At 70.4% G+C, this 24,392-nt stretch carries 22 protein-coding genes; 10 read left to right on the top strand and 12 right to left on the bottom strand.

Going from position 1 to position 24,392, the window contains the following annotated elements; all coding sequences use genetic code 11:
- Positions 1-249: 249 nt before the first annotated feature.
- Together AB0J58_RS31660 and eccB are read left to right on the top strand one after the other, a co-directional pair.
- Positions 250-1,365, top strand: a complete 1,116-nt coding sequence (locus AB0J58_RS31660; RefSeq protein WP_364222667.1) for a S8 family serine peptidase — start codon at positions 250-252, stop codon at positions 1,363-1,365.
- A gap of 59 nt (positions 1,366-1,424) precedes the next feature.
- Positions 1,425-2,870 (top strand): type VII secretion protein EccB, encoded by a 1,446-nt coding sequence (gene eccB, locus AB0J58_RS31655; RefSeq protein ID WP_364222664.1) that lies wholly within the window; start codon positions 1,425-1,427, stop codon positions 2,868-2,870.
- A 148-nt stretch (positions 2,871-3,018) separates the two neighbouring features.
- Here eccB and AB0J58_RS31650 read toward each other — a convergent pair whose 3' ends face one another.
- The 10 genes from AB0J58_RS31650 to eccD form a co-directional block, all read right to left on the bottom strand.
- Complete coding sequence (locus AB0J58_RS31650) at positions 3,019-3,768, bottom strand: hypothetical protein (protein ID WP_364222661.1); 750 nt, start codon at positions 3,766-3,768, stop codon at positions 3,019-3,021.
- A gap of 43 nt (positions 3,769-3,811) precedes the next feature.
- Positions 3,812-4,843, bottom strand: a complete 1,032-nt coding sequence (locus tag AB0J58_RS31645) for a hypothetical protein (protein ID WP_364222658.1) — start codon at positions 4,841-4,843, stop codon at positions 3,812-3,814.
- A 44-nt stretch (positions 4,844-4,887) separates the two neighbouring features.
- A complete protein-coding gene (locus AB0J58_RS31640; protein ID WP_364222656.1) occupies positions 4,888-6,120 on the bottom strand; it encodes a hypothetical protein in 1,233 nt (410 codons plus the stop codon).
- A gap of 12 nt (positions 6,121-6,132) precedes the next feature.
- On the bottom strand, positions 6,133-6,597 hold the full coding sequence (locus tag AB0J58_RS31635) for a hypothetical protein (RefSeq protein ID WP_364222654.1): 465 nt from the start codon (positions 6,595-6,597) through the stop codon (positions 6,133-6,135).
- Entirely contained in the window at positions 6,581-7,975 is a 1,395-nt protein-coding gene (locus AB0J58_RS31630) for a hypothetical protein (RefSeq protein WP_364222652.1), read from the bottom strand. Before AB0J58_RS31630 ends, AB0J58_RS31635 begins: the two co-directional genes overlap by 17 nt.
- Positions 7,976-7,987: 12 nt before the next feature.
- Positions 7,988-8,410 (bottom strand): hypothetical protein, encoded by a 423-nt coding sequence (locus AB0J58_RS31625; RefSeq protein ID WP_364222650.1) that lies wholly within the window; start codon positions 8,408-8,410, stop codon positions 7,988-7,990.
- An 85-nt stretch (positions 8,411-8,495) separates the two neighbouring features.
- A complete protein-coding gene (locus AB0J58_RS31620) occupies positions 8,496-8,795 on the bottom strand; it encodes a WXG100 family type VII secretion target (protein ID WP_364222648.1) in 300 nt (99 codons plus the stop codon).
- 56 nt (positions 8,796-8,851) lie between these two features.
- Positions 8,852-9,178 carry a WXG100 family type VII secretion target gene (locus AB0J58_RS31615; RefSeq protein ID WP_364222646.1) on the bottom strand — a complete coding sequence of 109 codons (327 nt, stop codon included), beginning with the start codon at positions 9,176-9,178 and terminating at the stop codon, positions 8,852-8,854.
- A gap of 295 nt (positions 9,179-9,473) precedes the next feature.
- On the bottom strand, positions 9,474-9,914 hold the full coding sequence (locus AB0J58_RS31610) for a YbaB/EbfC family nucleoid-associated protein (protein WP_364222730.1): 441 nt from the start codon (positions 9,912-9,914) through the stop codon (positions 9,474-9,476).
- A gap of 137 nt (positions 9,915-10,051) precedes the next feature.
- Positions 10,052-11,464 (bottom strand): type VII secretion integral membrane protein EccD, encoded by a 1,413-nt coding sequence (gene eccD / locus AB0J58_RS31605; protein WP_364222644.1) that lies wholly within the window; start codon positions 11,462-11,464, stop codon positions 10,052-10,054.
- Between the two features lie 177 nt (positions 11,465-11,641).
- Here eccD and eccCa point away from each other — a divergent pair, with 177 nt between their 5' ends.
- The 4 genes from eccCa to AB0J58_RS31585 all read left to right on the top strand — a co-directional run bounded on the left by eccCa (position 11,642) and on the right by AB0J58_RS31585 (position 17,805).
- Positions 11,642-15,613: a type VII secretion protein EccCa gene (eccCa, locus tag AB0J58_RS31600; RefSeq protein ID WP_364222642.1), complete on the top strand. Its 3,972-nt coding sequence runs from the start codon at positions 11,642-11,644 to the stop codon at positions 15,611-15,613.
- A gap of 85 nt (positions 15,614-15,698) precedes the next feature.
- Positions 15,699-16,004, top strand: a complete 306-nt coding sequence (locus AB0J58_RS31595) for a hypothetical protein (RefSeq protein ID WP_364222640.1) — start codon at positions 15,699-15,701, stop codon at positions 16,002-16,004.
- Complete coding sequence (locus AB0J58_RS31590; RefSeq protein ID WP_364222638.1) at positions 16,001-17,095, top strand: transglycosylase SLT domain-containing protein; 1,095 nt, start codon at positions 16,001-16,003, stop codon at positions 17,093-17,095. Before AB0J58_RS31595 ends, AB0J58_RS31590 begins: the two co-directional genes overlap by 4 nt.
- Positions 17,096-17,163: 68 nt before the next feature.
- Positions 17,164-17,805 (top strand): MBL fold metallo-hydrolase, encoded by a 642-nt coding sequence (locus AB0J58_RS31585; protein WP_364222636.1) that lies wholly within the window; start codon positions 17,164-17,166, stop codon positions 17,803-17,805.
- 166 nt (positions 17,806-17,971) lie between these two features.
- Here AB0J58_RS31585 and mnmA read toward each other — a convergent pair whose 3' ends face one another.
- Positions 17,972-19,042, bottom strand: coding sequence for a tRNA 2-thiouridine(34) synthase MnmA (gene mnmA, locus AB0J58_RS31580; protein ID WP_364222634.1), 1,071 nt, complete (start codon positions 19,040-19,042; stop codon positions 17,972-17,974).
- A 59-nt stretch (positions 19,043-19,101) separates the two neighbouring features.
- On the opposite strand from mnmA, the gene AB0J58_RS31575 reads away from it, so the two are divergent.
- The gene (locus AB0J58_RS31575; RefSeq protein WP_343976842.1) at positions 19,102-20,148 is read left to right on the top strand and encodes a DUF695 domain-containing protein; all 1,047 of its coding nucleotides are present in this window, start codon (positions 19,102-19,104) and stop codon (positions 20,146-20,148) included.
- A gap of 230 nt (positions 20,149-20,378) precedes the next feature.
- The gene (locus tag AB0J58_RS31570; protein ID WP_364222631.1) at positions 20,379-20,819 is read left to right on the top strand and encodes a hypothetical protein; all 441 of its coding nucleotides are present in this window, start codon (positions 20,379-20,381) and stop codon (positions 20,817-20,819) included.
- A 286-nt stretch (positions 20,820-21,105) separates the two neighbouring features.
- Here AB0J58_RS31570 and AB0J58_RS31565 read toward each other — a convergent pair whose 3' ends face one another.
- On the bottom strand, positions 21,106-22,269 hold the full coding sequence (locus AB0J58_RS31565) for a cysteine desulfurase family protein (RefSeq protein WP_364222628.1): 1,164 nt from the start codon (positions 22,267-22,269) through the stop codon (positions 21,106-21,108).
- 112 nt (positions 22,270-22,381) lie between these two features.
- Here AB0J58_RS31565 and AB0J58_RS31560 point away from each other — a divergent pair, with 112 nt between their 5' ends.
- Together AB0J58_RS31560 and AB0J58_RS31555 are read left to right on the top strand one after the other, a co-directional pair.
- A complete protein-coding gene (locus tag AB0J58_RS31560; RefSeq protein ID WP_343976854.1) occupies positions 22,382-22,885 on the top strand; it encodes a TetR/AcrR family transcriptional regulator in 504 nt (167 codons plus the stop codon).
- A gap of 184 nt (positions 22,886-23,069) precedes the next feature.
- Positions 23,070-24,263: an MFS transporter gene (locus AB0J58_RS31555; RefSeq protein ID WP_364222625.1), complete on the top strand. Its 1,194-nt coding sequence runs from the start codon at positions 23,070-23,072 to the stop codon at positions 24,261-24,263.
- The last annotated feature ends 129 nt before the right edge of the window (positions 24,264-24,392 follow it).

The following is a 24,392-nucleotide window of genomic DNA, read 5'->3' as shown; positions in this document are numbered from 1 at the left end:
CACGGGATGAACGCGGCAGGGGAGAGCACCGTCACGGTGCTCTCCCCTGCCGATGACCGTGAGGCCGGCGGATGCCCGCCGGCCTCCAGGAACAGGTGAGCGGGGCGGAGAAGACCGAGCGGCATCCGGCCGGGATCAGGTGACGGCGGAGACCCCGCCCACCCCTCTGAGAGATCAAGAGCGCTCTGACGTCCGTCCGTTTCGGGGGTTTCAATGATCGGTGGGAAGCTTGTCGCGGGAGTGCTCGCAGTGACGATCACGACTCCCGTGCCCACCTTCGCGACGGGGACGGCCGACTGCTCTCCGCCCCGCGGGACGAAGAGCATCGGGGAGTCATGGGCCCAGCGGCGCTTCAACCTGCCGGAGGTGTGGAAGCTGACCAGGGGCGCGGGGGTGACGGTCGCGATCGTCGACAGCGGCGTGGACATCACCCACCCCCAGCTGACGAAGATGGCCAAGTCACTGGTCGACCTCACCGGAACGGGCGGCGGTGACTGCATCGGACACGGTACGGAGGTCGCGGGCATCATCGGGGGAAGCGAGATCAAGGGAGTGCCGTTCGCCGGCGTCGCGCCGGAGGCCAGGCTGATATCCGTCAAGCACACGAACAAGGACATCGGAGAGGCGGAGCGGCTGGCCCACGCGATACTGCGGGCCGTCCGGCTCGGCGCCGACGTGATCAACGTGTCGGTCAAGGCGTACGACCAGCCCGACCTGAAGAAGGTGGTGAACTACGCCCTGGCCCAGGACGTGGTGATAGTGGCCGCCGCGGGCAACGTCGACAAGGACGACGGCACCTCCGCGCCCGCCTACCCGGCCGCCTATCCCGGAGTCATCTCCGTCGGCTCGGCCAACCCGGACGGCACCAGGGCCTCCTCCTCCAGCACCACCACCCCGGTCTCCGTGCTCGCCCCCGGCGTCGACATCACCTCCACCTCGCCCGGCAGGGCCTACGCCGAAAGGCTGGAAGGCACCAGCTTCGCGGCGCCGTACGTCGCCGGAGTCGCGGCGCTGGTGCGCGCCCGGCACCCCGGACTGGACCACCTGGCGGTGCAGCGGCGCATCAGGCTGACCGCCGGCGGCGGTGCCGGGGCCGGGACCGGCTCGGGAATGATCAACCCGTTGCTGGCCGTCTCGGCGATCCTGCCGTCGGAGACGGTGGCGATCGCTCCGGACGAGGCCGCTCCGCTGCCGGCCGACGTGATCCCGCGGGTCCCGGTGGAGGACTCCCGTGGAATCGCGATCGCCGCCTGGGTCGCCCTGGTCTCCCTCTCACTGGCGGTCCTGGCCGTCCTGGTCAGGCTGGTGATTCCGCTGGGCCGGCGCCGGGGATGGCGGCCCGCCCGGATCGAGAGTGGCGGGTGAGCGCGCGATGAGTTCCGGTATCCGCCGTTCCCCGGCGAGATCCGCGAGGTGGGAGTGGCATGCAGACCCGTCGTGACCTCTACCAGGCGCACAAGCTGATGGTCCAGCGCCTGAATCTGGCCCTGCTCCAGGGCGAGCCGGACCTGCCCGAGTCACCGATGCGCAGGCTCAATGTGGCGATGTTCTGCGGTGTGCTGGTCGCGGTGCTGGTGACGGCCGGCTTCGGCATAGTCGGGCTGCTGTTTCCCGGCGGCGCGACCGCGCTCACCGAGCCGGGGACCGTGATCGTGGAGGAGGAGTCGGGGGCGATCCTCGTCTACAGCGCGTCGCGGAAGGAGATGCTCCCGGTCGCCAACATAACCTCCGCCCGGCTGCTCCTGCGCGAGCAGGAGGTGACCGTGCGCACCGTCGGCTCGGCCTCCCTGGCGGGCTTCCAGCGCGGCGTGCTGGTGGGCATCCCCGGCGCCCCCCAGTCTCTGCCCACCCCCGACAAGCTGGTCCGTACCCCGTGGTCGGCCTGTGTGGTGGAGGGTGCGGACGCCCGAGGCGAGCGCCGGCTGCACACCTCGCTGATCGGCGGCCTGAACGTCGGAGGCCGCCCGATCGGGACGGACAGCGCCATGGTCGTCGAGGAGGGGAACGAGACCTGGCTGCTCTGGTCGAACCAGCGGATGCTCGTACCGGCCGACAATGTGCGGTCGCTGCCGGAAGGCGCGCGCCGCCAGGTCCCCGCGGCCTGGCTCAACGCGCTGCCCATCGGACCTGACTTCCGCGGCCCGAAGGTGCCCGGCCTCGGCCGCGCGGCCCGCGGGCCCGGCGGGGAGAAGTCCGTGGTGGGCCGGGTGTACCGGGTTCCCGCGCTGGTCGGCGCTTCCGAGAAGTGGTACGTCCTGCTCTCCGACGGGCTGGCCGGCCTCAACCCCACCCAGGTCAACCTGCTGTTGCAGCACCCCGACAGCAAGAAGGCGTACGGCCGGCGACAGGCACTGCCGATCGAGACGGACGCCGCCAGCGTGAACGGGATGAAGGTGTCGGCCACCCGGATGGATTCCACCGGGCTTCCCCCGGTCATGCCGAAGATCATCACTCCGAATCCGACCGACCCGCTCTGTGCCGTCTACTCCGACACGGAGCGCGGCTCGACCCAGGCGACGCTGACGATCGAGAGCACGGTGCGGATACCCACGCCGCCGACGGGCCGGTTCAGCCAGGACGCGGTCGACCAGGTGGTGCTCCCGCCCGGCACCGGCGCCCTGGTGGGCGTGCTGCCGGGAAACGGCAGGCTGGACTCGGTCCAGTCGCTCTACCTGATCGGCGACCAGGGACGGCGGCACGCCATCCAGACCCCGGAGGCGCTGGGAAGCCTCGGGTACGCGGTGGAGAACGTCGCCCCGCTCCCCGCGCAGCTCATGCTCCTGATCCCCGAGGGTCCGGTGCTCGATCCCGCGGCCGCGCGGAACCCCGTGCGGGTGGAGCAGCCGTCGGCCGCCCGCCCCCAGCAGTAGAACGTCCGGCACGCCGGTGAGCGCGGAGCCCGCCCTCCGCATGCTCCGGAGCCTCGTGGTCCGGAGCCTCGTGGTCCGGAGCCTCGTGGTCCGGAGCCTCGTGGTCCGGAGCCTCGTGGTCCGGAGCCCGCCACGAGGCCGGTCCAGGTCAGAACATGCCCAGCAATCCGCCCTTGGGCTGGGCGGCGCTCAGATCCATCGAGGGAACGAGTCTGCCGGACTGGTGGTCGAATCCCGCGCCGCCGAAGTCGGGCGTCTTGTCGGTGATGGCTTCCAGGGCGGGGAACAGCTGCGCCTGGGTGGCGCTGTACATGTTCACGATGCCGAGAATCCCGGCGGCGGTGAGGACGCCCTTCTTCTTCATCCTGATCAACGCCACGAGGCCGTCGCCGATCTTTTTGAGCGCCCCCTGGATCGCGACCTGCGTGGGCCCCCTCAAGACGGGAATGAGTGTGGCGGCCAGGGCCGCCCCCGCCAGGATGTCCATGAGCTTCGCGGCCCAGAACACCACCAGAGCGCCGTAGTGGAAGATGAGCGCGGTCTGCTCGACGGTGTCACCGGCGCTGATCCGGTGGTTCGCGAGCTTGTTCATCTCCTGGAGGAAGGTGTCCGAGGAGGAGTCGAACAGCTGGCGTGCCTCGCCCTTCCATCCCCCGGTCTCGGCCTTCGCCTTCTGGTCGGCCACCGCGGCCTCCAGGGCGCCGAGATCCACGGACTCGCCCCCCAGCTTCGAGTCACGCCACTGATCCGCCAGCTTCTGCATCCCGGCGGGATCGGAGATCATGGTGCCGATCATCAGGGCGATGTACTTCGCGGCGGGGGAGATGAGCACGATCGCGGCGAAGGCGCTCTCCCCCGCCGCCCAGATGTACATCGCCTTGTCGTTCTCATAGCTCACGGCGAGCACCTTTCCTCAGGCCGCCGGACCGGCGCCTCGTCGGTCACGGCTCCTGCCCGAGCACCGCGGGAGCGACGTCGATGTCGTCCTCCCAGTCCGCCTCGTCCCCCGACAGACCCGCGAGTGAGCTGTTGTGCTCCTTTCGCTGTTCGCCGCCGGCACCGGCGCCGCCCATCGGCATGAAGGGCATCCCCGACATGCCGTTCGCCCCGGCCCCGCGCGCGCCGGCCGGCGCGGACTGCCTGTTGCCCGCTGCTCCGGCCGAGTAGCCGGCGGAACGGGCGGAGTCTCCCGACCAGGTGCCGGCCTCCGGTGTCCTCGGCTGCGACGTCGTCAGGTCGGGAGGGGTGTAACCCGCCAGGTTCGTCTTCCCCGGCTCCGTCAGGCCGAGGTTCGGCGTGGTCGGTGTGTTGGCCGCGTCGCCCAGATCCGGGCTCGGGACATTCGTGTCGGGAGCCTGCGGCAGGTCGGTGTTCAGTCCCGGCGCGTCGGGCGTGGGGATGTTCGAGTCGGGAAGGTCCGTGCCCGGCGTGTCGATGTCGGGTGTCTTCAGGTCGGGCCTGGTCGGGGCGAGACCGTCCACGCCGGCGAGATCTCCGCCGGGAAGACCCGTGTCCCCGAGGCCCGCACCGTCGAGGCCGGCACCCCCCAGGCCCGCACCGTCGAGGCCCGCGCCACCGAGATCCGCACCACCGAGACCCGCGCCCCCCGGACCCGTGTTCCCGAGACCCGGTCCCCCGCCGTTCTTCAGGGAGTCCTTGATGTCCTTCTCCCGCTGCTCGATGTCATCGGCCATCGCGCCAAGAGCCGTCTTCCAGGAGTTCAACACCCTCACGCTCGCTCCGAGAGCCTGGACGGCGCTGTCGCGAGCCTGGTCGGTGGCCATCATCAGCCCGATGCCGATGACGCCGAACGCGGGAAAGCCGATGCCCATCGCGCCGGTCCGCTGCCCGAGTGACTCCAGGCCCGGCACCTCCTTGCCGAAGCCATTGCCAAGCGTTTTCAGCTCGCTGGGCGAGTAGCCGATCTCCTTGCTCGTCGGGCCGAGACTCGCCCCTGCAGCAATTCCGCTCATATCCGGCATAAGTTCGCCCATGTCCGCCCCTTCCAGTGCCGCGTCTACCCGAGCAGCGGAGGTGTGGTGGAGCCGCCGCTGCCCCAGACATCGTCGTCCTCCAGGAGCTCGGTGGTGTTCTCGTGCTCCTGGCCCTTTTCGCCACCCCGCCCATGGCCCGCCGCCCCGTACGGCATCATCGGCACACCGCTCATCCCGCCGCGGGCTCCGGAGAGGGCACCGGCGCCGCCCGCTCCCCAGATTCCCCCGCCGCCCGTTCCCCCGCCGCCGGTTCCCGTGCCACCCGCTCCCGCGCCACCCTGCATGCCGATGCCCGGCACGCCGTTCGTCGACAGGCCGGTCGTCAGGGCGTTCGACGGCCCGGAAAGTGCCGTCTCGTTCAGGCCGGCGAGCCGGGTCCCGCCATCCGGCACGGACAGGTCCCGGCCTGACGCCCCGACACCGACACCGCCCGGGAACTCCGTGGACAGGTCCGAGCCGTTCCCGGCCGGCCCGGACGGCTGAACGAGGCCCGGGCTCCCGACGTCCGGGTCCGGTCCGAACAGATCCGTCCCCTCCCCGCCCGGTCCGCCGGCACCGTTCATGTCGAGTGCCGGCGAGACCAGGTCGTACGGTCCCGTTCCCGCCGGTCCCGAGCCGGGCAGGGCGCCCGGACCGCCGGAACCGTACGGCGAACCCGATCCGGTTCCCCCGCGGGGAAATCCCTCGGGGGAGAAACCCCCCGGCTTGAAGTCGGGAATCTCCAGTGGGGTCGGGGGGAGGAAATTCAGCTTCCCGAGATCTGGGAGCAGCGCGTAGTGTTCGGCGATCCGCTCGTTGACCTTGTAGAAGTGGTCCCTGGCCCGGTCCTCCACCCGGTACGCCCCGTAGAACGGGATCATGTCCGCCCAGTCCGTGTCGTGGTCCGAGCGCGAGTCCTCGCCCCTCTTCACGACGAGGTTCTGCCGGGCCCAGACGAGGGTGTCCGCGTACCGGTGCAACGGCGGGCCCATCCCGCCCATCTCATTCGCCAGCTCGCGAATGGTCGCGTGCAGGTACTGCAGTTGTTTCTGCGTCGCCACACTGGCCGGCCCCCCGTAGTGGGCGGCCAGGTCCACGGCCTTGTCCTTGAGCTCTCGCGCGGCCTTCTCAAGCAGGGTCTGGGCGGCGAGGTAGTAGTCGCCGGCCCGTCGCACCGAATCCGGATCGGTGTTGTCGATCCACTTCTTGATCTTCTCCAGGAGACTGTCGAAGAGCTCGACCGAGAGCGTCTCCTTGAACATGCCTGTTTCCGCCATGGTGGCTTCCCGTCAGACGTCGCGCCGGGTGCCCGGCTCCAGGTTGGCCTGCTCGGCGCCGGCATTGGTCTTGGCGATGTCGACCAGCGCGTCGATGACCTCGTCGCACTGCTGGAGCAGCGACGAGTAGTTGCCGCCGGACTTCTCCGTGTCACCGATGAAGGTCATGTAAGCGGTTTCCACCGTCTGGGCGAAACTCGCCGCGGTGATCCACTCACCCAGTTGGGCGGTGCCGATCGCGCACTGGAGGCGGACATCCGGCAGCGATCCGGCGCCGGGGGGCGGTCCCGGCAGCGGCGGGGGCGTGCTTCCCGCGGCGTAGGCGACCGATCTCGCCGGCGGCTGGGTGGGCGTCCTCAGCGCCTTCAGCGCCTCTTCCAGCTCACCCGTGATCCGTTTGATCTCGGTCGGGTCCCACGCGGCGTCGTCGCCCTTCACCGTCAGGCCGGGCCAGTCCTTGTCAAGCTCGATCGCCATGCCGTGCCTTTCCGGAATCCGTGACGGATTCACCGATGAGCGCGGAGGTCACGTCGGGGCGCGAACCCCAGACGTCGTTCTCCTCCACCAGCGGACTGAACCTCTCGGTTTCCTGGGCGCTCTCGCCACCGGCCCCGCCGCCCATGAACGGCATCATCGGCATGCCACCCATCGCTCCCCGGGTCGTCGCGGCGTAGGGCGGCACAGCCGTCCCCGGACCCGTTCCGAGGGTGCCCAGCACCGGAGGAACCGACGTGACGGGGGGAGCGACGGTCGTCGTCGGCCCGATGAGCCCGACCGGGTTCTGCTGGATCACCGGGACCGCCACCGGGTTCTGCGGGACGAAGCTCGCCACCTCGGTGCTTCCGGGGTCGCCGCCCGGCGTGCCGTCCGTTCCGTCGATCACCGCGGGGACGGTTCCGTCGTCCGGTGAGTTCCGAGCCGCGCCGGCGTCGGTGGACGGATCCTGCCCGTTCGTCCCGGTGGAGCCGGCCGAACCCGGGTCGCCGTTCCCGGAACCACCCGGATCGGAACCACCCGGATCAGCACCATCCGCGCCGGGACCGCTCGGGTTCGAACCACTCGGTCCCGAACCGTCCGCCCCTGAGGCGCCCGGAGCCGGAGCGCCAGAACCGGAGGTCGAGGTCGCCCCGCCCCGGCTCGCGCCACCGCTCGCTCCCCCGCCGCTCCCCGTTCCGGCGCCCTGCGATCCCTCCCCGGACGGCGGACGGCCGTTCGGGTACGGGTCGCCCTCCCGGTACACGACGGGGGTGTAGGTGTGGGTGCCCGACGGCATCGTCACGGTCGGCAGGTCGTAGGAGATCTCCTCGGGCACCCTGTGGTAAAGCTCGGTGATCTGCGTGTTCAGCGTGCGCAGCACCTGGCGGGCCGCGATCGTACCGTCGGCGTCGAACGTATCGGACCTGAGCGATGTACCGGACAGGAGCGGCGAGCCGGGCGGGGCGTCCTGCAGCGATCGCGGCAACGGCAACCCCTTGGGGTCCCTGAGGTTCTCGATCTTCTCCCGGGCCTCCGGCAGATAGACCCCGCCGTACAGCCTGAGGACCTCGGCCATCTTCTCCATCGTGGAGACCAGTTCCCCGGCGGTGGAGTGCAGCATCAGCAGTGCTTTCTGCACCTCGGCCGACGCCTCACCACGCCACGACTGGCTGAGCTTCGTCGCGTTCGACGGCAGCGCGTCGCGGAGGGTGCCGATCGTGCTCGCGGCGTGCGTGTAGGCGAACCCCGCGTCGTCGACCATCATCGGCAGGGTGTCTCGCAGCCACTGCTCGATCTGGCTCCTCGACGCGGTGACCTCGCCCGGCTCGGGCGCCGCACCGGTGGCGCGGATCCGCCGGCTCCCTGATTCGCTGCCCACGACGCCCCTTTCCTACGCGTTCGCGCCGTCTCCTCGGTCGGGATCGGCCCTGTCATACTCGTCGGCGTTCGCGCGGATCGCCTTGATGGCCTCTTCGTAGCGCGTCACGAACAGCTGGTAGACGTACCGCAGCGCCGCGTTCCCCTGTTCGAGGGAGGCGACCCCACCGGGATCGGGGACCATGCCGACAGATCTGGCGAACGCGCTCGCCTGCGGCCAGGACCCCAGTTCCCGCTCGGTCAGCCCGCCGTTGACCTGCACGCTCTTCAGTGACCCCGTGGTGTACCCCTCGTCGTGGGCCGCCCCCTTGAGGGGGCCGAGATGCAGCTCCAGCTCCTCCGCGACCTTCCGCATCAGCGCGGTGTCGTACTCGAGCTCCGTCTTACCGTCCAGCCCGGGCCAGCCTGGAGCGCCGTCCATGGAGGCTCTGCTCACGTTTCCCCCTAAAGAAGACGAACGGTTCCCGGCCATCGCGTCACGCTCGATGGCCGAGACCAACGCGAGACGCGTGCCGACCGTGTCAACTGCTCCAGATGGCCTTGTTACGCGCCTCGGCCGCCCGGTAGTTCTCGTTCGCGGTACCGAGGGCGGCCACAGCGCTGTTCAGCTGGTTTCCCATCTCCCGCTCGGCGGCATCCCAGATCTTGCGGTGATCCTCGAAGTAGTTCGCCGCGCCGCCCTCCCACTTGTTGCCCAGCAGTACTGCGAGCTTGGTGATGAGGTCGTCGGTGGCCTTGTCCATGGCCGTGACAACCTTCAGGAGGTTCTCCTGAGCCAGCTCCATTTGGACGAAGTTAACCTTCGTATAGTCATCGGACACGCTGATCTCCGTTCTCGATCATGGGTAGGACGGGTTCACCTCACGGTGCCGTGCCGCTAGCTCCTGGGGGTGTTGATGAGAGCCTCGACCCTGCCCACGCCTGCCTGCACGTCCTGGTCCGCCGCGCTGTAGACGATGGAGTTGTCGCCCATCTTTCGGGCGATCTCCTCCAGGTCCCGTCGCACGATCAGCATCTGCTCGTCCCAGACGCGCATCGCGCTGACGAACTTGGCGGACGCCGGGCCGAGCCAGCCCGAACTGGTCAACTCCAAAGTCGTGGTCTCGACGCCCTTGCGCAGACCCTCGACGTACTGCGCGGTGTCAACGACAAGCTCGGCCCCTTTTTGGATCTGTGACGCACTCGCGCCGAAAAACTCCGTCACCGGCCACCTCCGTGACATAAGCCCGCTTCGTCGCGACGATGCCGTGCCCCGCCGGCCGTACGCTCATAAAGCCACACATGCGGACAGAAAGGGCCATAGCCGCGAACATCATCAAACGGCATGCTAGCTATCAGACGCAACATACCTAACATGAATGCATATCAAGCTCAGATAACACTTTAGACACACTAAGGAAAACGTGCAGGCCGGAGGCCGCGGGCGGCGCGGGTGCCCAACGTGATCGACACGGAGTGGCGCCGGCCGGTCACCCCCGAGGGCCCGACGACCCGGGGCACTACTCCAGCCTTCGACGGATGCGGTCGAGCTCGCCCATCACATCGTCGAACGTCCGCCTGTAGGCGTCCTGGGCGGAGTCGAACCGGCCCATCGCCGCGTCCGGGTTGGCGATGAACTTCATCGGGTTCATCTCCTCGCCGAACATCTCGCCCATCGCCGCGCTCAGCCGCACCTGCAGGTCCCGGGAGGCGTCCTGGAGAACCGCCTTTATCTTCTCCGCGAGCTCGGACGAGCTCAGCCGCATCGCCTTGGGATGGATGTCGAGCGTACGCAGCCCCTCGACCGCGTATTCCACCGTGACCAGTTCGTCCTCGTCCTGGGCGCGCCCCACCACCCCGGCCATGTCCTCCTGGGCTCTCCCCATCTGGGCGAACTGCGATTCGGCGCCGCTCAGCAGCTTGTCGATGTCGATGTTCGCGAAATCCCCGAATTCCCTCACCAAGGGTCCCCTCCCCGGGCATCACTTACCCCACGAGTAACAGGCGGTCAGCTTCCGGGCAACCTAGCCGCCCTCCCCACGGGAGGCAATACGGATCACCCCCGAGCAGGACGAACCCCTGCCCTGCGGGCAGTGGCTCAGCCGGCCAGGCCGCGCACCCAGGAGTAGACGTCCAGCACGCCGAGGGCGAGCGGGAACAGCGCGACGAGCAGCAGGGTCTCCACGATGTCCCCGGCCCTGCCCCAGAACGGGGACGGTTTCCCGCGCGGCAGCGACAGGCCGATGCCCGCCGGGATCGCCGCGACCCAGAACACCGCCGCCGTCACACCGATCGCCATCAGGCCGCCCCCGGCGACGGCCTCCGAGAGCGCGAAGAGGACGATCCCCCCGATTCCTGAGCTCATCAGCCAGAGCCGCTGACCAAACCCCTGGAAGACCCGGGCTCGCATGAGGAAGGTCAGCGACAGGGGCAGCATGGTGGCCGTGGCGATCCAGCGCGGGTCCAGCGCGAGATAGACCTGGGCCACCAGCCCCACCAGCGCGGTCGCCACCACGAATCCGGTCGCGTACTGCCGGGCCTGACCGGCGCTTTCCCCGACGGCCACGCCGTCGACCTGCTGGTTGTCGCTCCGCAACTCCTCCGCGTTGGTAGGCATCGAGGGCATCGGCATCCCGGCGAGCCGGAACGACATCGTCGAGATCAGCGGGCCGAACGCCAGCATGACCGTGACGGTCACCACGGCGACCCCCTGAGCGGGGGCACCGGAGAACAGCACGACGGCGGCTCCCACCGCCCCGGCCGCCGCGGCCACGGCGGAGCCGAGGAAGCCGGGCACGCCGTCGGCGACCGCGACGAGGCCGAGGGTCGCGACGAGCACGGTGACGGCGAACGCCGACAGCAGGTGGGGCGCGCCCAGCCCGCTCAGACCTCCGGTTCCCAGCGGCGCGAGGAGTCCGGCGAGAAAGCCGTAGGGCAGCGCCGCGTACCCGATCAGCGCGCCCGCCCCGGAGTCGCCCACCGCCCGGGACAGCGCGGCGCCCGCGGCGATCAGGAGGGCCGCGAACACCCCGGAGAGCACGGCGGGAACCGTCCACGGTGGCCCCGCCAGCATCAGGGACAGGGTTCCGGTGACCAGGAGCGCCACCGCGAGCCCCACTCCGGTCAGGCGGGTGTGCTCTGGGTCCCACTTTCCGGGGCCGTCCTTCACCCTGGTGGCGACCACGTCGGCCACGTCGTCGAACAGGGCCGGCGGCAGGATGGAATCGCGGGGCCGCAGGTAGAGCACCTCACCGTCGAGCACTCCCAGAGCCCCCAGGCTCTGACCGAGGTCCAGCGGGGCGCCGCCGAGCCGCTGGAGCACCCATCCGGGAGCCGTCACGGAATCGCCCCCCGGCTCGCCCATCGCCTGCAGCAGGCCCGGCAGGATGTGCGGCAGGGGAAGGTCGGCCGGTAGCGCCAGGTCCGCCTTCCCCCCGGGTGCCACCACCGTGACATGACACAGTGCGGGCAGTGGGGCGGCGACCCGGGCCAGCGCGGTCTGAGGTATCAATCCCGGAGCGGGCGATTGAGCCAGTGAACTCACGATTGTCCTCCGTCTCCCCATGAACGTCACAGACATCACGGATACGCCGGATACGGTAGCGGGCGAGAATGGATCATACGCGGGAGCCGCACGCGAACATCCGTGGCCGGCGACCCGTCGAACCGCCGGAAGGGTGGTCCCAGGGTGAGCATCGTCGTCATACGACGTCCTGAACGCCGTCCCCCGCCCAAACCGCCTCGGGGCGAGATCCTGCTTGAGTCTCCACCGGAGATTCCCGAGGTCGAGTCGCAGGGGTTCGCCGCGATCCTCACCTACCTGCCGATGCTGGCCGGCGGCGCCGCGATGGGCCTGATGTTCACCGCCGGGGGTAACTCCAGCCCGATCATGTACGTGGCGAGCGGCCTGTTCGCCCTCTCCATGGTGGGCATGTCGCTGGGGCAGATGGGCCGCCAGTCCGGGGAGCGCAGACAGCGGCTGAACGGTCTGCGCCGCGACTACTTCCGCTACCTCGCCCAGATCCGCAGGAGGGTCCGGCGAGCGGCCGCCCAGCAGCGGGAGGCCCTTGAGTGGGGCGCCCCCGCCCCCGACTCGCTGTGGTGGATCGCCATGGGTCCGCGCCTGTGGGAACGGCGCCCCAACGACGACGACTTCGGCACGGTACGGCTGGGCACGGGCGTGCAGAAGCTCGCCCTCAAGCTCATCCCTCCCGACTCCAAGCCGGTGGAGGATCTGGACGCCCTGTCCTCCGGCGCGCTGCGACGGTTCGTCCGGGCGCACTCGACCGTCTCCCGGCTGCCGGTCGCGGTGGCTCTGCACTCCTTCGCCCGGATCAGGCTGACCGGCGACCCGGCGTCCGTACGCGAGATCACCCGCGCGATGGTCGCCCAGATCGCCGTGTTCCACTCCCCCGACGACATGCGCGTCATGGTGTGCGCGAGCGAGGAGTGGATGTCGCAGTGGGACTGGGTCAAGTGGCTGCCCCACGCGCTGCACCCCGAGGAGAGTGACGCCGCGGGCCCGATCCGGCTCATGACAGGCGACCTCGGCGAGCTCGACAAGCTGGTCGGCGACGAGCTGAGGGAGCGGGCACGGTTCAACCCGGGTGCCTCCTCCGCCGCCCTGCCGTACCACGTGCTGATCATCGACGGCGGCCACGTGCCACCCGACTCCCAGCTGGGCGGCGACACCATCCAGGGTGTCACCGTGATCGACCTGTCCGGCTCGACGGCACCGATCGAGGAGAAGAACACCCTGCGGCTGGATGTCCAGCCGGAGGGCTTCTTCATGGTCAAGATCGACCACGCGGGCAAGGAGCAGTCGACCCGCCTCGGCGATCCCGACCGGATGGACTTCCTCAGGTCCGAGGGACTGGCGCGGCAGCTCGCGCCGCTGCGCGCCTCGACCGCCAAGGGCGGGGAGACACAGGACGTGCTCTCGGTGAACACCTCGCTGACCGACCTGCTCGGCGTCGGCGATCCGGCCCGCCTCGACCCGGCGGTGACCTGGCGGCCCAGAGCCGGTCGCAACCGGCTGCGGGTGCCGATCGGCCTCGGCTCCGACGGGCGGGTGGTCGAACTCGACATCAAGGAGTCCGCGCAGGGCGGGATGGGACCGCACGGGCTGGTCATCGGCGCCACCGGCTCGGGCAAGAGCGAGCTGCTGCGCACCCTGGTGCTCGGCCTGGCGATCACCCACTCGTCGGAGATCCTGAACTTCGTCCTGGTCGACTTCAAGGGCGGCGCCACCTTCCTCGGCCTCGACAACCTCTCCCACGTCTCGGCGGTCATCACCAACCTCGAAGACGAGCTCCCCCTCGTCGACCGCATGTACGACGCCCTGCACGGCGAGATGGTCCGCCGCCAGGAGCTGCTGCGCGCCGCCGGCAACTACGCCTCGCTCCGCGACTACGAGCGGGCCCGCGAGCAGGGCGCGGACCTGGCGCCGATGCCCACGCTGTTCCTCGTCATCGACGAGTTCAGCGAGCTGCTCGCGGCCAAGTCCGAGTTCATCGAGCTGTTCGTGATGATCGGGCGGCTCGGCCGCTCCCTCGGCGTGCACCTGCTGCTGGCCTCCCAGCGGCTGGAGGAGGGGCGGCTGCGCGGCCTGGACACCCACCTGTCCTACCGGGTGGGCCTGCGCACGTTCTCGGCGATGGAGAGCCGGGTCGTGCTGGGCGTCGCCGACGCCTACGAGCTGCCGTCCGCCCCGGGTAACGCCTACCTCAAGTTCGAGACCACCGGGATGACCCGGTTCAAGGCCGCCTACGTGTCAGGCCCCTACCAGGCGGACCCGCGCCACACGGTGACGCCGGACGGACGGGAGGCGACCCGGCAGGTGATGAGGTACGGGCCGGAATTCGTCCCGGTCCCCGTCGTGGAGGAGCCGTCGGCGGACGAACACGTGCGGAACAGCACGAGCAGCCTGCTGGACATCGTGGTCGGCCGACTGAACGACCAGGGTCCGCCCGCCCACCGCATCTGGCTGCCTCCGCTGGACGAACCCCCGACCGTCGGCCGGCTGCTCCCGGCGTTGTCGGTCACCCCGGAACACGGCCTCACCACGGCCGGATGGGTGGGCCGGGGCCGGTTGCACGCCGTCGTGGGCATCATCGACAAACCGTTCGAGCAGCGCAGCGATCCGTTCTGGATGGACCTGGCGGGTGCGACCGGTCACGTCGGCGTCGCGGGCGGCACCCAGAGCGGCAAGAGCACGGTGCTCCGCACGCTGATCACCAGCATGGCGCTCACCCACACGCCCCGCGAGGTGCAGTTCTACTGCCTGGACTTCGGCGGCGGCTCACTCGCCTCGCTGGAGGGGCTGCCCCACGTGGGCGGGATCGCCAGCCGCCTCGACGGTGACCGCGTCCGCCGTACGGTCGCCGAGATCGCCGTCCTCCTCCAGCGACGAGAACGAGACTTCGCCGAACAGGGCATCGACTCGATCACCACCTACCGGCAGCGGCTCGCCGACGGGACGATCGAGGGTGACGGCTGGGGGGACGTCTTCCTCGTGGTCGACGGCTGGCTGACCGTCCGGCAGGAGTTCGAGACGATCGAACCCGTGATCACCGACCTGGCCGCACGCGGTCTCGGCTACGGCATCCACGTCGTGGCCGCGACCAACAAGTGGTCGGAGTTCCGCCCGGGCATCCGCGACCTGTTCGGCACCCGGGTGGAGCTCAAGCTCGGCGACGCCTACGAGTCCGAGGTCAACCGGAAGTCGTCGCTGGCCGTGCCGGAGGGCGTACCGGGACGCGGACTCACCAAGGAGGGCCTGCACTTCCTGTCCGCGCTTCCCCGGATCGACGGCGTCCAGAACGCCGAGGACCTGTCCACCGGGGTGCGCGCGCTCGTCTCGGCCGTCAAGAACGCCTGGAAGGGTCCCTCCGCCAAGCCCGTGCGGCTGCTGCCGTCGGTACTGCCCGCCGGGACGCTGCCCGACATCGCGCGGACCGGTCCCGGCCGGATCCCGATCGGCATCGACGAGGCCACCCTCTCGCCCGTCATGCTCGACTTCGAGACGGACCCGCACTTCATCGTGGTGGGCGACACCGAGAGCGGGAAGTCCAACCTGCTACGGCTCATCACCGAGGGCCTGGTCGCCCGGCGCACTCCGCAGGAGGCCATGATGATCGTTATCGACTACCGGCGGTCACTGCTGGACTCCGCCGCCACCGAGCACCGCATCGGCTACGCCGCCTCCGGCGTGGCCGCCCTCGAACTGATCAACGACGCCCGTGCCGCGCTGCTCAAACGGCTGCCTCCGGCGAATCTCACCCCCGACCAGCTCCGGGCCAGGGACTGGTGGCAGGGCTGCGACCTCTACATCGTCGTCGACGACTACGACCTCGTCGCGACCTCGTCGAACCCGCTGGCGCCGCTGGTGGAGCTGCTGCCGCAGGCCCGCGACATCGGACTGCACCTGGTCATGTCGCGCGCGATGGGCGGCGTCGGCCGGGCGATGTTCGACCCGGTCATCCAGCGGGTCAAGGACATGGCCAGCCCCGCGGTCATCCTCTCCGGCAACAAGGACGAGGGTTCCCTGTTCGGCAACGTGCGTCCCCATCCGCTTCCGGTGGGCCGGGGATACCACGTCGACAGGAAGTCCGGCGCCCGCCTCGTCCAGACCGCGCTCTTTCCGCCCCCGGAGGTGTAGGTCACGCCCCTCTTTCCCGCCGGCCCGTCTCCGCTATGCTCGATCTTGATCGGCTCGGGGGCGGTGCCGAGGAGGAGAGGGTCCTTTGGAAGGCATCGATCTTCACTTCCAGGCGCTCGAGCGGTGCCGTACGAAGGTGGGAAAGCTGGCCAACCGGGTTCGTGACGAGCTCGGCGACGATCACCCCGCCCCGCCGTCCGACACCTCCGACTACGGCGACCTCACCGGATCCGCCACGCTCGCCGGTCTTGTCGACTCCCTTGAGAAGCTGATCCACGAGGAGCTCCAGCAGGTCAGGGAGAAGCTCGGAGGCGTCGAACACGCCCTGGCGGCGGTGCAGGACAACGTCAGAGGGGCGAACGCCGCCAGCGGACCGGGGGGACGGGAGTGACCGCCTCGGACGATGTCGCGGCGGCCCTTGGCAGACTGCCCGGCGGCGGTGACCTCGCCGCGCTCAGGAAGAAGGTCAGTGGCGCCCCGGCGGTGATCCGCACGGTCATGACCCGCTGGCAGGGGACGGCGAACGGGGCGAACGAGCTCATGGGCGACTTGAAGGCCGCGGTGCTCGACGTGGACGACGCCTGGCAGGGCGCCTCCGCGGACGCCTTCTGTGACTACATGCGGACGTACGACAAGGCCGGCGACGGATTCCACGACGCGCTGGACGGCTGCGCGGTCTCCGTCGGAGAGGTCGCCACGAAACTGACGGACGCGAGCGCGAAGGTCGACGGCATCTGCGCCACCCTCCTCAACCGGGTGGAGACCCACCGCCGGAACAACCCCGACACGGAGCAGAGCGACCTCGACAAGACCTTCGGACCGTGGGTCACGGCGGCCGTCTCCGACGCTCGCGAGGCGATCAAACCCGCCGAGGACGCCGTGGGCAAGGCCGTGGCCACTCTGGAGACACAGGTGAAGGACAAGCTCGCCCACTTCGCCCTCATCAGGTCACCGGGCAGTGACTCCTCCATCCCCACCTCCGGCTGGCAGCGGACCCCCGGCTATCGGCCGCGGATCGAAAGCGGCGGCGGCCTCGGTGGCAACGGCTCGGAGATCGGGCACGGCTCCGGCGGATACGGCGGCGCGCCATCAGGCGGCGGGATCCCCGCGCCGAAGAAGGAGGTCGTGGAGTGGATCAAGGAGGCGCTCACCATCCTGCGGGATCACGGCGTGGCCGTGAACCCGGACGACCCGGCGACCGTCGACAAGATCTGGACGATCATCTTCCACGAGTCGGGCGGCAACCCGCAGGCGATCAACAACTGGGACTCCAACGCCGCCGCGGGCATCCCGTCCAAGGGGCTCATGCAGACGATCGACCCCACGTTCCAGGCCCACAAACAGCCCGGCTACAACGACATCTGGAACCCGGTGCACAACATCATGGCCGGTGTCCGTTACACCATCAGCCGCTACGGCTCCCTGGACGGTCATCCCGGCATCACCTCCCTCAGCGATGGCGGCGGCTACAAACCGTACTGACCCCTCGCCGAACATGAGCGGCCCTCCGGCGGCACGGCGAAGATCGGCGTGCCCCTTAGGGTGAGGGAATGAGACTCACGAAATTCGGGCACGCGTGTGTTCGCCTGGAGAAGAACGGTTCCACGCTCGTGATCGACCCGGGCTCCTTCAGTGAGGAGTCCGCGCTCGACGGGGCCCAGACCGTGCTCATCACCCACGAGCACTTCGACCATGTGGACGCCGACCGGCTGCGCCGGGCGGCCGAGGCCAACCCCTCCCTGGAGATCTGGACCAACGAGGGCGTGGCCGCCACGCTGACCGGCGTCCCCGCGAAGACCCAGGTGGTACGGCACGGCGACACGTTCGACACGGCCGGCTTCGGGGTGCGGGTGGTCGGCGAGTGGCACGCCCCCAACCACCCGGACCAGCCGATCGTGCGCAATGTCGGCTTCCTGGTGGACGAGGAGGTCTTCTACCCTGGCGATGCGTTCACCCCGCCGGGCGTCGAGGTGCCCACGCTCCTGGTGCCGACCAACGCGCCATGGATGAAGCTGGCGGAGATGGTGGAGTACCTGCGCCTGGTCCGCCCGGCCCGCGCCTTCTCCACCCACGACGGCCTGCTCAACGACATCGGGCTCGGCCTGGTCGACAGGTGGCTGGAGATGGAGTCGGAGAGGCAGAAGGCCGAGATGCGCCGCCTCAAGCCCGGCGAGTCGGTCACCCTGCCCTGACCGGAGCCCTGACCTGGGCCGACCTCACGCCCGGGTGGGGCGTGTCCCGGCCTGTCGGACGCCCGCCCGTATCGGGAGGCGACCGGCACGGACGCGTTCCCGCGGCCGCGGGACGAACGCCACCGGAGCGCGGGCCGGTGCTCCGCCCCGCACTCCTGCGATCGGGTCAGGAGGCCGAGGCGATGGTGGCCGAGCCGATCACGGTGTCACCGAGGTAGAGCACCGCGGCCTGGCCCGCCGCCACCCCGGTGGCCGGGGCGTCCAGCGTGATGCGCACCTCCCCGCCGGAGAGCCGGGCACGACAGCCGTACACCTCGCCGTGCGCGCGGAGCTGGACCGTGCAGGTCAGCGGCTCGCGCGGCTCGCCGGTCGGGCCGTTCCAGACCGGGCGCTCCGCGACGATCTCCGAGACCGCCAGGGACGAGCGCGGACCGATCGTGACCGTGTTGGAGACCGGCTCGATGGACAGCACGTAGCGCGGACGGCCGTCGGGGGCCGGCCGGTCGATGCGCAGGCCCTTGCGCTGGCCGACCGTGAAGCCGTAGGCGCCCTCGTGGCCGCCCACCACCTCACCGGACTCGTCGACGATCGGACCCGGCGCCGTGCCGAGGCGGTCGGCGAGGAAGCCCCTGGTGTCGCCGTCGGCGATGAAGCAGATGTCGTGGCTGTCGGGTTTGTCGGCCACCATGAGCCCGCGCCGCGCGGCCTCCTCGCGGACCTGGGCCTTGGTGGAGTCACCCAGCGGGAAGATCGCATGGCCGAGCTGCTCCCTGGTGAGCACGCCCAGCACGTACGACTGGTCCTTGCCCGCGTCGGGGCTGCGGCTCAGCACGCCGTCGGTGACGCGCGCGTGGTGCCCGGTGGCCACCGCGTCGAAGCCCAGCGCGAGGGCGCGGTCGAGCACCGCCTCGAACTTGATCTTCTCGTTGCAGCGCAGGCACGGATTGGGCGTGCGGCCGGCGGCGTACTCGCTGACGAAGTCCTCGACCACGTCGCGGTGGAACCGCTCGGCCATGTCCCAGACGTAGAAGGGGATGCCGATCACGTCGGCGGCCCTGCGGGCGTCTCGCGAGTCCTCGACCGTGCAGCACCCGCGGGCGCCGGTCCGATAGGACTGGGGGTTGGCGGAGAGGGCGAGGTGGACACCGGTGACGTCATGGCCCGCCTCGGCGATGCGGGCGGCCGCCACGGCGGAGTCGACGCCGCCGGACATGGCGGCAAGCACACGAAGACTCATAACCCCTTGAGCGTACCCGCGTTGGCGGGCGCCCCGTCGGGCTGGGAGAATCCGGGGTCATGCGACTGTTCGGGCGGAAGAACGAGCCCGCCGCCGACCCTGCTGACGGTATCGGCGAGTTCTGGGCGTGGTGGGCGGAGGCGAGACCGGAACTGGACGCGATGGTCGCCGCCGGCGAGGCCGAGCGGCTGGCCGAGTGGATCGGGCCCGCGGTGCTGGTCGTCCACCCGTCGCTGGTGTGGGAGATCGCCCCCGGCCTCGACGCCGACCAGGCCCTCGTGGTCACCTCGGCCGGCGACCCCGAGCTGCGCCCCATCGCGCACCGCTGGGCCGCCGCCGCGCCGCCCGCCGACGCCCTGTGGGAGTTCCACCCGTCCCGGCGGGCCAATCCGCACGCGATGGACCTAACGCTCGACGTGGGCGGCTACGAGTTCGCGCTCGACAAGCTCGTGCTCGGCCTGCGCGCCCCGCACGGCAACCCCCGGGTCGACGTGGTCGCCTACCATCCGATCTTCACCATTCTGGACGACGAGACGCGCACCGAGGCGGCGCTGCTCGCCCTCGACTGGCTGCTCGGCGAGGACGACGTGGCCCGCTGGGTGGGCGACATCTCCGCCGCGGCCTTCGAGCCGATCGACGCGGTGCCCGCCGTGCACCTGCCGAGCGTGGTCTCCGATCTGGCCTCCGGCTACCGGGACGAGCAGTGGGCGCTGCTGGAGGGTGAGACCGCCACCGGTGCCCGCCTGATCGCCACCGCCCGGTACCCGCTCCGCCCGGTCGACCACCCGCTGTTCGACCAGCACATCGCCATCACGCTGCCGTACGCGCACCGCGACGCCGAAGGGCTGCCCACCGGCCCCTCGCTGGAGGCGCTGCGCGACTTCGAGGAGCGTCTCGCCGGGCGGATCAGCAGGCTGAACGGCCAGGCCCTGCTCGCCGCGCACATGAGCGCCGAGGGGCAGCGGGTGCTGCACGTCTACGCCGACCCGGTGAGCGAGACGGCCATCCACGCCAAGGAGCTCATCGTGAGCTGGGAGGAGGGGCGGCCCCGGGTCGACGTGGTCGGCGACCCCGGCTGGATCGCCATCTCGCCCTTCCTGACCTAGTGCCCTGAGTCAGAGGTTCGCCGACAGGCCGACGGTATGAGGCGAGAGCGCCGAGGACTTCTTCGGCGGTCCTGGTCCAGACGAAAGGCCCGGCCCTCGACGTCAGGTCCTGGACACCCTTGCGGGCAGTGACTCGCAAGAGGGTTCCAAGTCGTCTCGCGTATCACTGGTGACGGATCATCCGAGCCGCGAAGAACCCGCGCCGGGAAGCACCGGAAAGAGGAGAGACGATGCGCAGGATCGTCCGTGGAGCGCTGCTGGCCACCGCGCTCGTGCTGGGACTGCCCGCCGCGGCGAGCGCGACGGCCCAGGGCGACTTCCATCTGGGGACGGTCACATCCGGCTCCGGACATTCCGGGTACGCCAAGGCGCGACTGTGGGTCACCGGCTTCAACCAGAGCCACTTCACCGCGTACGGCAGGATCTACGACCGAGACCGCCACCCCGGTCACTGCGCCTGGGTTCGCGCCAGGTTCCACTACCAGAATGGCGGGCCGTCCTGGTCCCCGGTGCGCTGGTCCTGCGCCTCCTCCGGGTACAAGGGCTACCTTTTCGAGACCAAGGGCCAGGTCAAGAGGATCGATCTCAAGGTCTGCGTCTACCAGCCGAAGCGGAACACGCTCTCGCACTGCCGGGTCGAGACCACCAGGGACGAGGACCTCGCGAACTGACCCACTGAGGCGGTGCCCGGGCCCCGCCTGGGTTCTGCGAGCCGCCGCGCGATCTCGCTCAGGGGGTCGGGCAGCGGCGAGGTCCTCTCTCCCCCGATCACCACACCGGCGGAGCGGCCCGTCTCGGGCGAACCGGCTCAGGGGGGACGCAGGTGATCGACCGGTCGGCTTCGTGGCGCATACAGACCGGACGAGCGGCGCGTCGCGACCATCCTGTCCCTGCCACAGCGACCGCAGGCGGTGAAGGGGCCATCCCGCCGTACGGAACCGCTCGAAGCTGTACGGATCAGCTCAGACCCGCGCGGCGGGCGCGCTCGACGGCGAGGCCGATGACCTCGGCCAGCCGGTCCACCTCGGCCTCGGTCGAGGTGTGGCCGAGGGAGAAGCGCAGCGAGCCGCGCGCCCGGAACCCGTCGGCGCCCATCGCGAGCAGGACGTGGGAGGGCTGGGCGACCCCTGCCGAGCAGGCCGAGCCCGTCGAGCACTCCACGCCCTTGGCGTCCAGCAGCATGAGCAGCGCGTCACCCTCGCAGCCGGGGAAGGAGAAGTGGGCGTTGCCCGGGAGGCGGTTCACCGGGTCGCCGTTGAGGATCACATCGGGCACCGCCTCACGGACCCGGCGGATCAGGTCGTCACGGAGCGCGGCCAGCCGGGTCGAGGTCTCGGCCTGCCGGGCCACCGCGGTCCGCACGGCTGTGGCGAAACCGGCGATGGCGGGGGCGTCGAGCGTGCCGGAGCGGACGTCCCGCTCCTGACCGCCACCGTGCAGCACCGGCACCGGGTCGACGCCCCGGGCGAGCAGCAGCGCGCCGACGCCCATCGGGCCGCCGACCTTGTGACCGGAGAGCGTCAGCGCGTCGATCCCCGAGTCGGCGAAGACCACCGGGATCTGACCGACCGCCTGGACCGCGTCGGTGTGGAAGGGGACGCCGTACTCGCGGGCCACCTCGGTGAGCGCGTGGACGGGCTGGACGGTGCCGACCTCGTTGTTGGCCCACATGACGCTGGCCAGCGCGACGCTGTCCGGGTCGCGCTCGATGGCCTCGCGCAGGGTCTGCGGATGCACCCGGCCGAACTCGTCGACGTCGAGCAGCTCGACGGTCGCCCCCTGGTGATCGCTCAGCCAGTGCGCGGGGTCCAGGACGGCGTGGTGCTCGACCGCGCTGATCAGGATCCTGTCCGCGCCCCCGGCGCGGCGGGCCCAGTACAGGCCTTTGATGGCCAGGTTGTCGGCCTCGGTGCCGCCCGCGGTGAAGACGACCTCGCTGGGACGGACGCCGAGCGCGGCGGCGATGGTCTCCCGCGACTCCTCCACGACCTGGCGGGTACGACGGCCGGCGGCGTGCAGGGATGACGCGTTGCCGACCTGGCCCAGTTGGGCGGTCATCGCCTCGATCGCCTCGGGAAGCATCGGCGTGGTCGCCGCGTGATCGAGATAGGCGGACTTCACGGCCGCATCCCCTCCCCCACATCGCTGTCAACCTTCCAAGGGTATCCGTGCCCGCGAAGGGCCTCATCCCCGGAGTTGACCACTAAACCGTCCAGACGGTACAGTAACTGGCATGAGACGGGGTGAACTGTTGGACGCGGCAGAGGATCTGCTCTCCGACCAGGGCTCCCAGGCGCTCACCCTGGCGACCGTCGCCGAGCGCGCCGGATGCAGCAAAGGCGGCCTGCTTTACCATTTCAGCACCAAGGAAGCCCTGATCAAGGGCATGGTCGAGCGGCTGATCGAGGAGTTCGACGAGCTCATCGCCGCCCAGGGCCACGACACCTACACCAAGAACTACCTGGCGGCCACGTTCGCCGCCGTGCGGAGCGGCAGGCTGCGGCGCTGGGCCGTGGTGACCGGAGCCTCCGGCAACCTCTATCTTCTGGCACCGCTGCGGGTGGCGATGGCCCGGTGGCATCGCGAGGGGCTCGACAGCGAGCCCGACCCGGAGGCGGCGCAGATCGTGCGCCTCGCCTGCGAGGGACTGTGGGACGTGGCGAGCCACGACCCCGACCTCTATGACGACGAGCACTACGAGACTCTGAAACGGCGCCTGCTGGCCATGCTGCCTTAACAGGCCCCCGACACCCTTTTCCCTGGTTCCCCTGGTTTCCCTCACTCGCCCGCGCGCCTGATCGCGGGCCCGGCCAGGGAGAACCCGTCACACAGATTGGTGGTCGCTTCCGCACGCGCGAAAGCGACCGTCTTTGGTGTGCCCGTTCACCGGTTTGTCAAAACATTTATTGAAGGGATTGAGCATGACCCGCGACCTGAGAACAGCTCGAACCGGGGCGGTTCTCACATTCGTGCTGGCCGGTCTGATGTGTGGATCGATGACCGTGCGCATTCCGGCGCTCTCCGACAAGCTCGGCCTGTCCGAGGCGTCGGTCGGTGTCACCCTCCTCGTATGGGGGCTGGGAGCGCTCGTCACCATGCAGTCGATGCGCGCCGTGATGGCACGCTTCGGCAGCCGGAGCATCCTCCGGGTCGCAGCCCCCCTCACCGCGACCGCCCTGGCCCTGCTGGCGGTGGCGCCGTCGTTCCCCCTGGCCGTGGTCGCGAGCGGCCTGTTCGGCATGGCGTTCGGCGCGGTGGACGTCGCGATGAACGCGCAGGGATCGGTGGTCGAGCGCGCCTACGGCCGCCCGCTGATGAACGGCATGCACGCCGGCTGGTGCGCCGGGGCGATCGGCGCCGGCCTGCTGGGCACCGCGGCGATCGCGGCGGGACTCTCGATCACCACCCACCTGGTGCTGGTCGCCCTGCTCGCGCTCCCCGCGACGGTCCTGGTCAGTCGCACCTACCTGCCCGACCCGACGGCGGCGTCCGGCGCCGCCCCCGCCGCGCCCCGCCGCCGGATGCCTCCGATGATCTACCTGCTCGGCGTGATCGCCTTCTGCGCGTTCATGGTTGAGGGTACGGTCGCCGACTGGAACGGCCTGTACCTGCGGGACGCGCTGGGCGCTCCGGAGGCGGTGGCCGCCCTGGGTTACCCGATCTTCGAGGCGGGCATGCTGGCCGGGCGCCTGGCCGGTGACCGGGTCCGGGCCCGCTTCGGCGCCCGCGGCATGATGGCCGCCTCGGGCCTGGCCACCGCCGCGACCTTCGGCGTGGTCATCACGGCCCCCAGCGCGCCGGTCGCCCTCGCGGCCATGCTGTTCGTGGGCGTCGCCGTGGCGACGGTCTCGCCGATGGCCATGTCCCTGGCGGGCGAGGCGACCGACACCCCCGGACCCGCCATCGCCCAGACCGGTGCGATGGGCTACGCGGGACTTCTGCTGGGCCCGGTGATCATCGGTTTCCTCTCCGATCTGGCCACGCTCAGGGTGGGCCTCGGCATCGCCGTGCTGCTCGGTGTCCTGATCGCCGTGGTCGCGCGCTTCCTGCCCCGCCACCGCGCGGCGGCCGTCCCCGCCGAGACCGCCAGGCGGGAGCTCTCGATGGCGGCCTGACCCGGGAACGCGAGACGGCACCGCACATGTCGTGCGGGGGGGGGTCCCCAGAGAGTGAACCCCCCGGGCGCCACCGCCCCCCCCCCCCCCGCCGCGGGGGGGTGTTTACCATGTAGCTGCCCCGGGGAA

The sequence above is a fragment of the Streptosporangium sp. NPDC049644 genome (assembly GCF_040675205.1).
GTDB classification, from domain to species: Bacteria; Actinomycetota; Actinomycetes; order Streptosporangiales; family Streptosporangiaceae; genus Streptosporangium; species Streptosporangium fukuiense.
Note: the sequence above shows the minus strand (reverse complement) of the source record. Positions and strands in the feature narration are given on the sequence as shown.

What these genes read in the sequence shown, in the direction of transcription:
- eccB (WP_364222664.1), top strand. Translation starts at nt 1,425, where the DNA reads ATGCAGACCCGTCGTGACCTCTACCAGGCGCACAAGCTGATGGTCCAG.
- AB0J58_RS31645 (WP_364222658.1), bottom strand. Translation starts at nt 4,843, where the DNA reads ATGAGCGGAATTGCTGCAGGGGCGAGTCTCGGCCCGACGAGCAAGGAG.
- AB0J58_RS31640 (WP_364222656.1), bottom strand. Translation starts at nt 6,120, where the DNA reads ATGGCGGAAACAGGCATGTTCAAGGAGACGCTCTCGGTCGAGCTCTTC.
- AB0J58_RS31635 (WP_364222654.1), bottom strand. Translation starts at nt 6,597, where the DNA reads ATGGCGATCGAGCTTGACAAGGACTGGCCCGGCCTGACGGTGAAGGGC.
- AB0J58_RS31585 (WP_364222636.1), top strand. Translation starts at nt 17,164, where the DNA reads ATGAGACTCACGAAATTCGGGCACGCGTGTGTTCGCCTGGAGAAGAAC.
- mnmA (WP_364222634.1), bottom strand. Translation starts at nt 19,042, where the DNA reads ATGAGTCTTCGTGTGCTTGCCGCCATGTCCGGCGGCGTCGACTCCGCC.
- AB0J58_RS31575 (WP_343976842.1), top strand. Translation starts at nt 19,102, where the DNA reads ATGCGACTGTTCGGGCGGAAGAACGAGCCCGCCGCCGACCCTGCTGAC.
- AB0J58_RS31570 (WP_364222631.1), top strand. Translation starts at nt 20,379, where the DNA reads ATGCGCAGGATCGTCCGTGGAGCGCTGCTGGCCACCGCGCTCGTGCTG.
- AB0J58_RS31560 (WP_343976854.1), top strand. Translation starts at nt 22,382, where the DNA reads ATGAGACGGGGTGAACTGTTGGACGCGGCAGAGGATCTGCTCTCCGAC.
- AB0J58_RS31555 (WP_364222625.1), top strand. Translation starts at nt 23,070, where the DNA reads ATGACCCGCGACCTGAGAACAGCTCGAACCGGGGCGGTTCTCACATTC.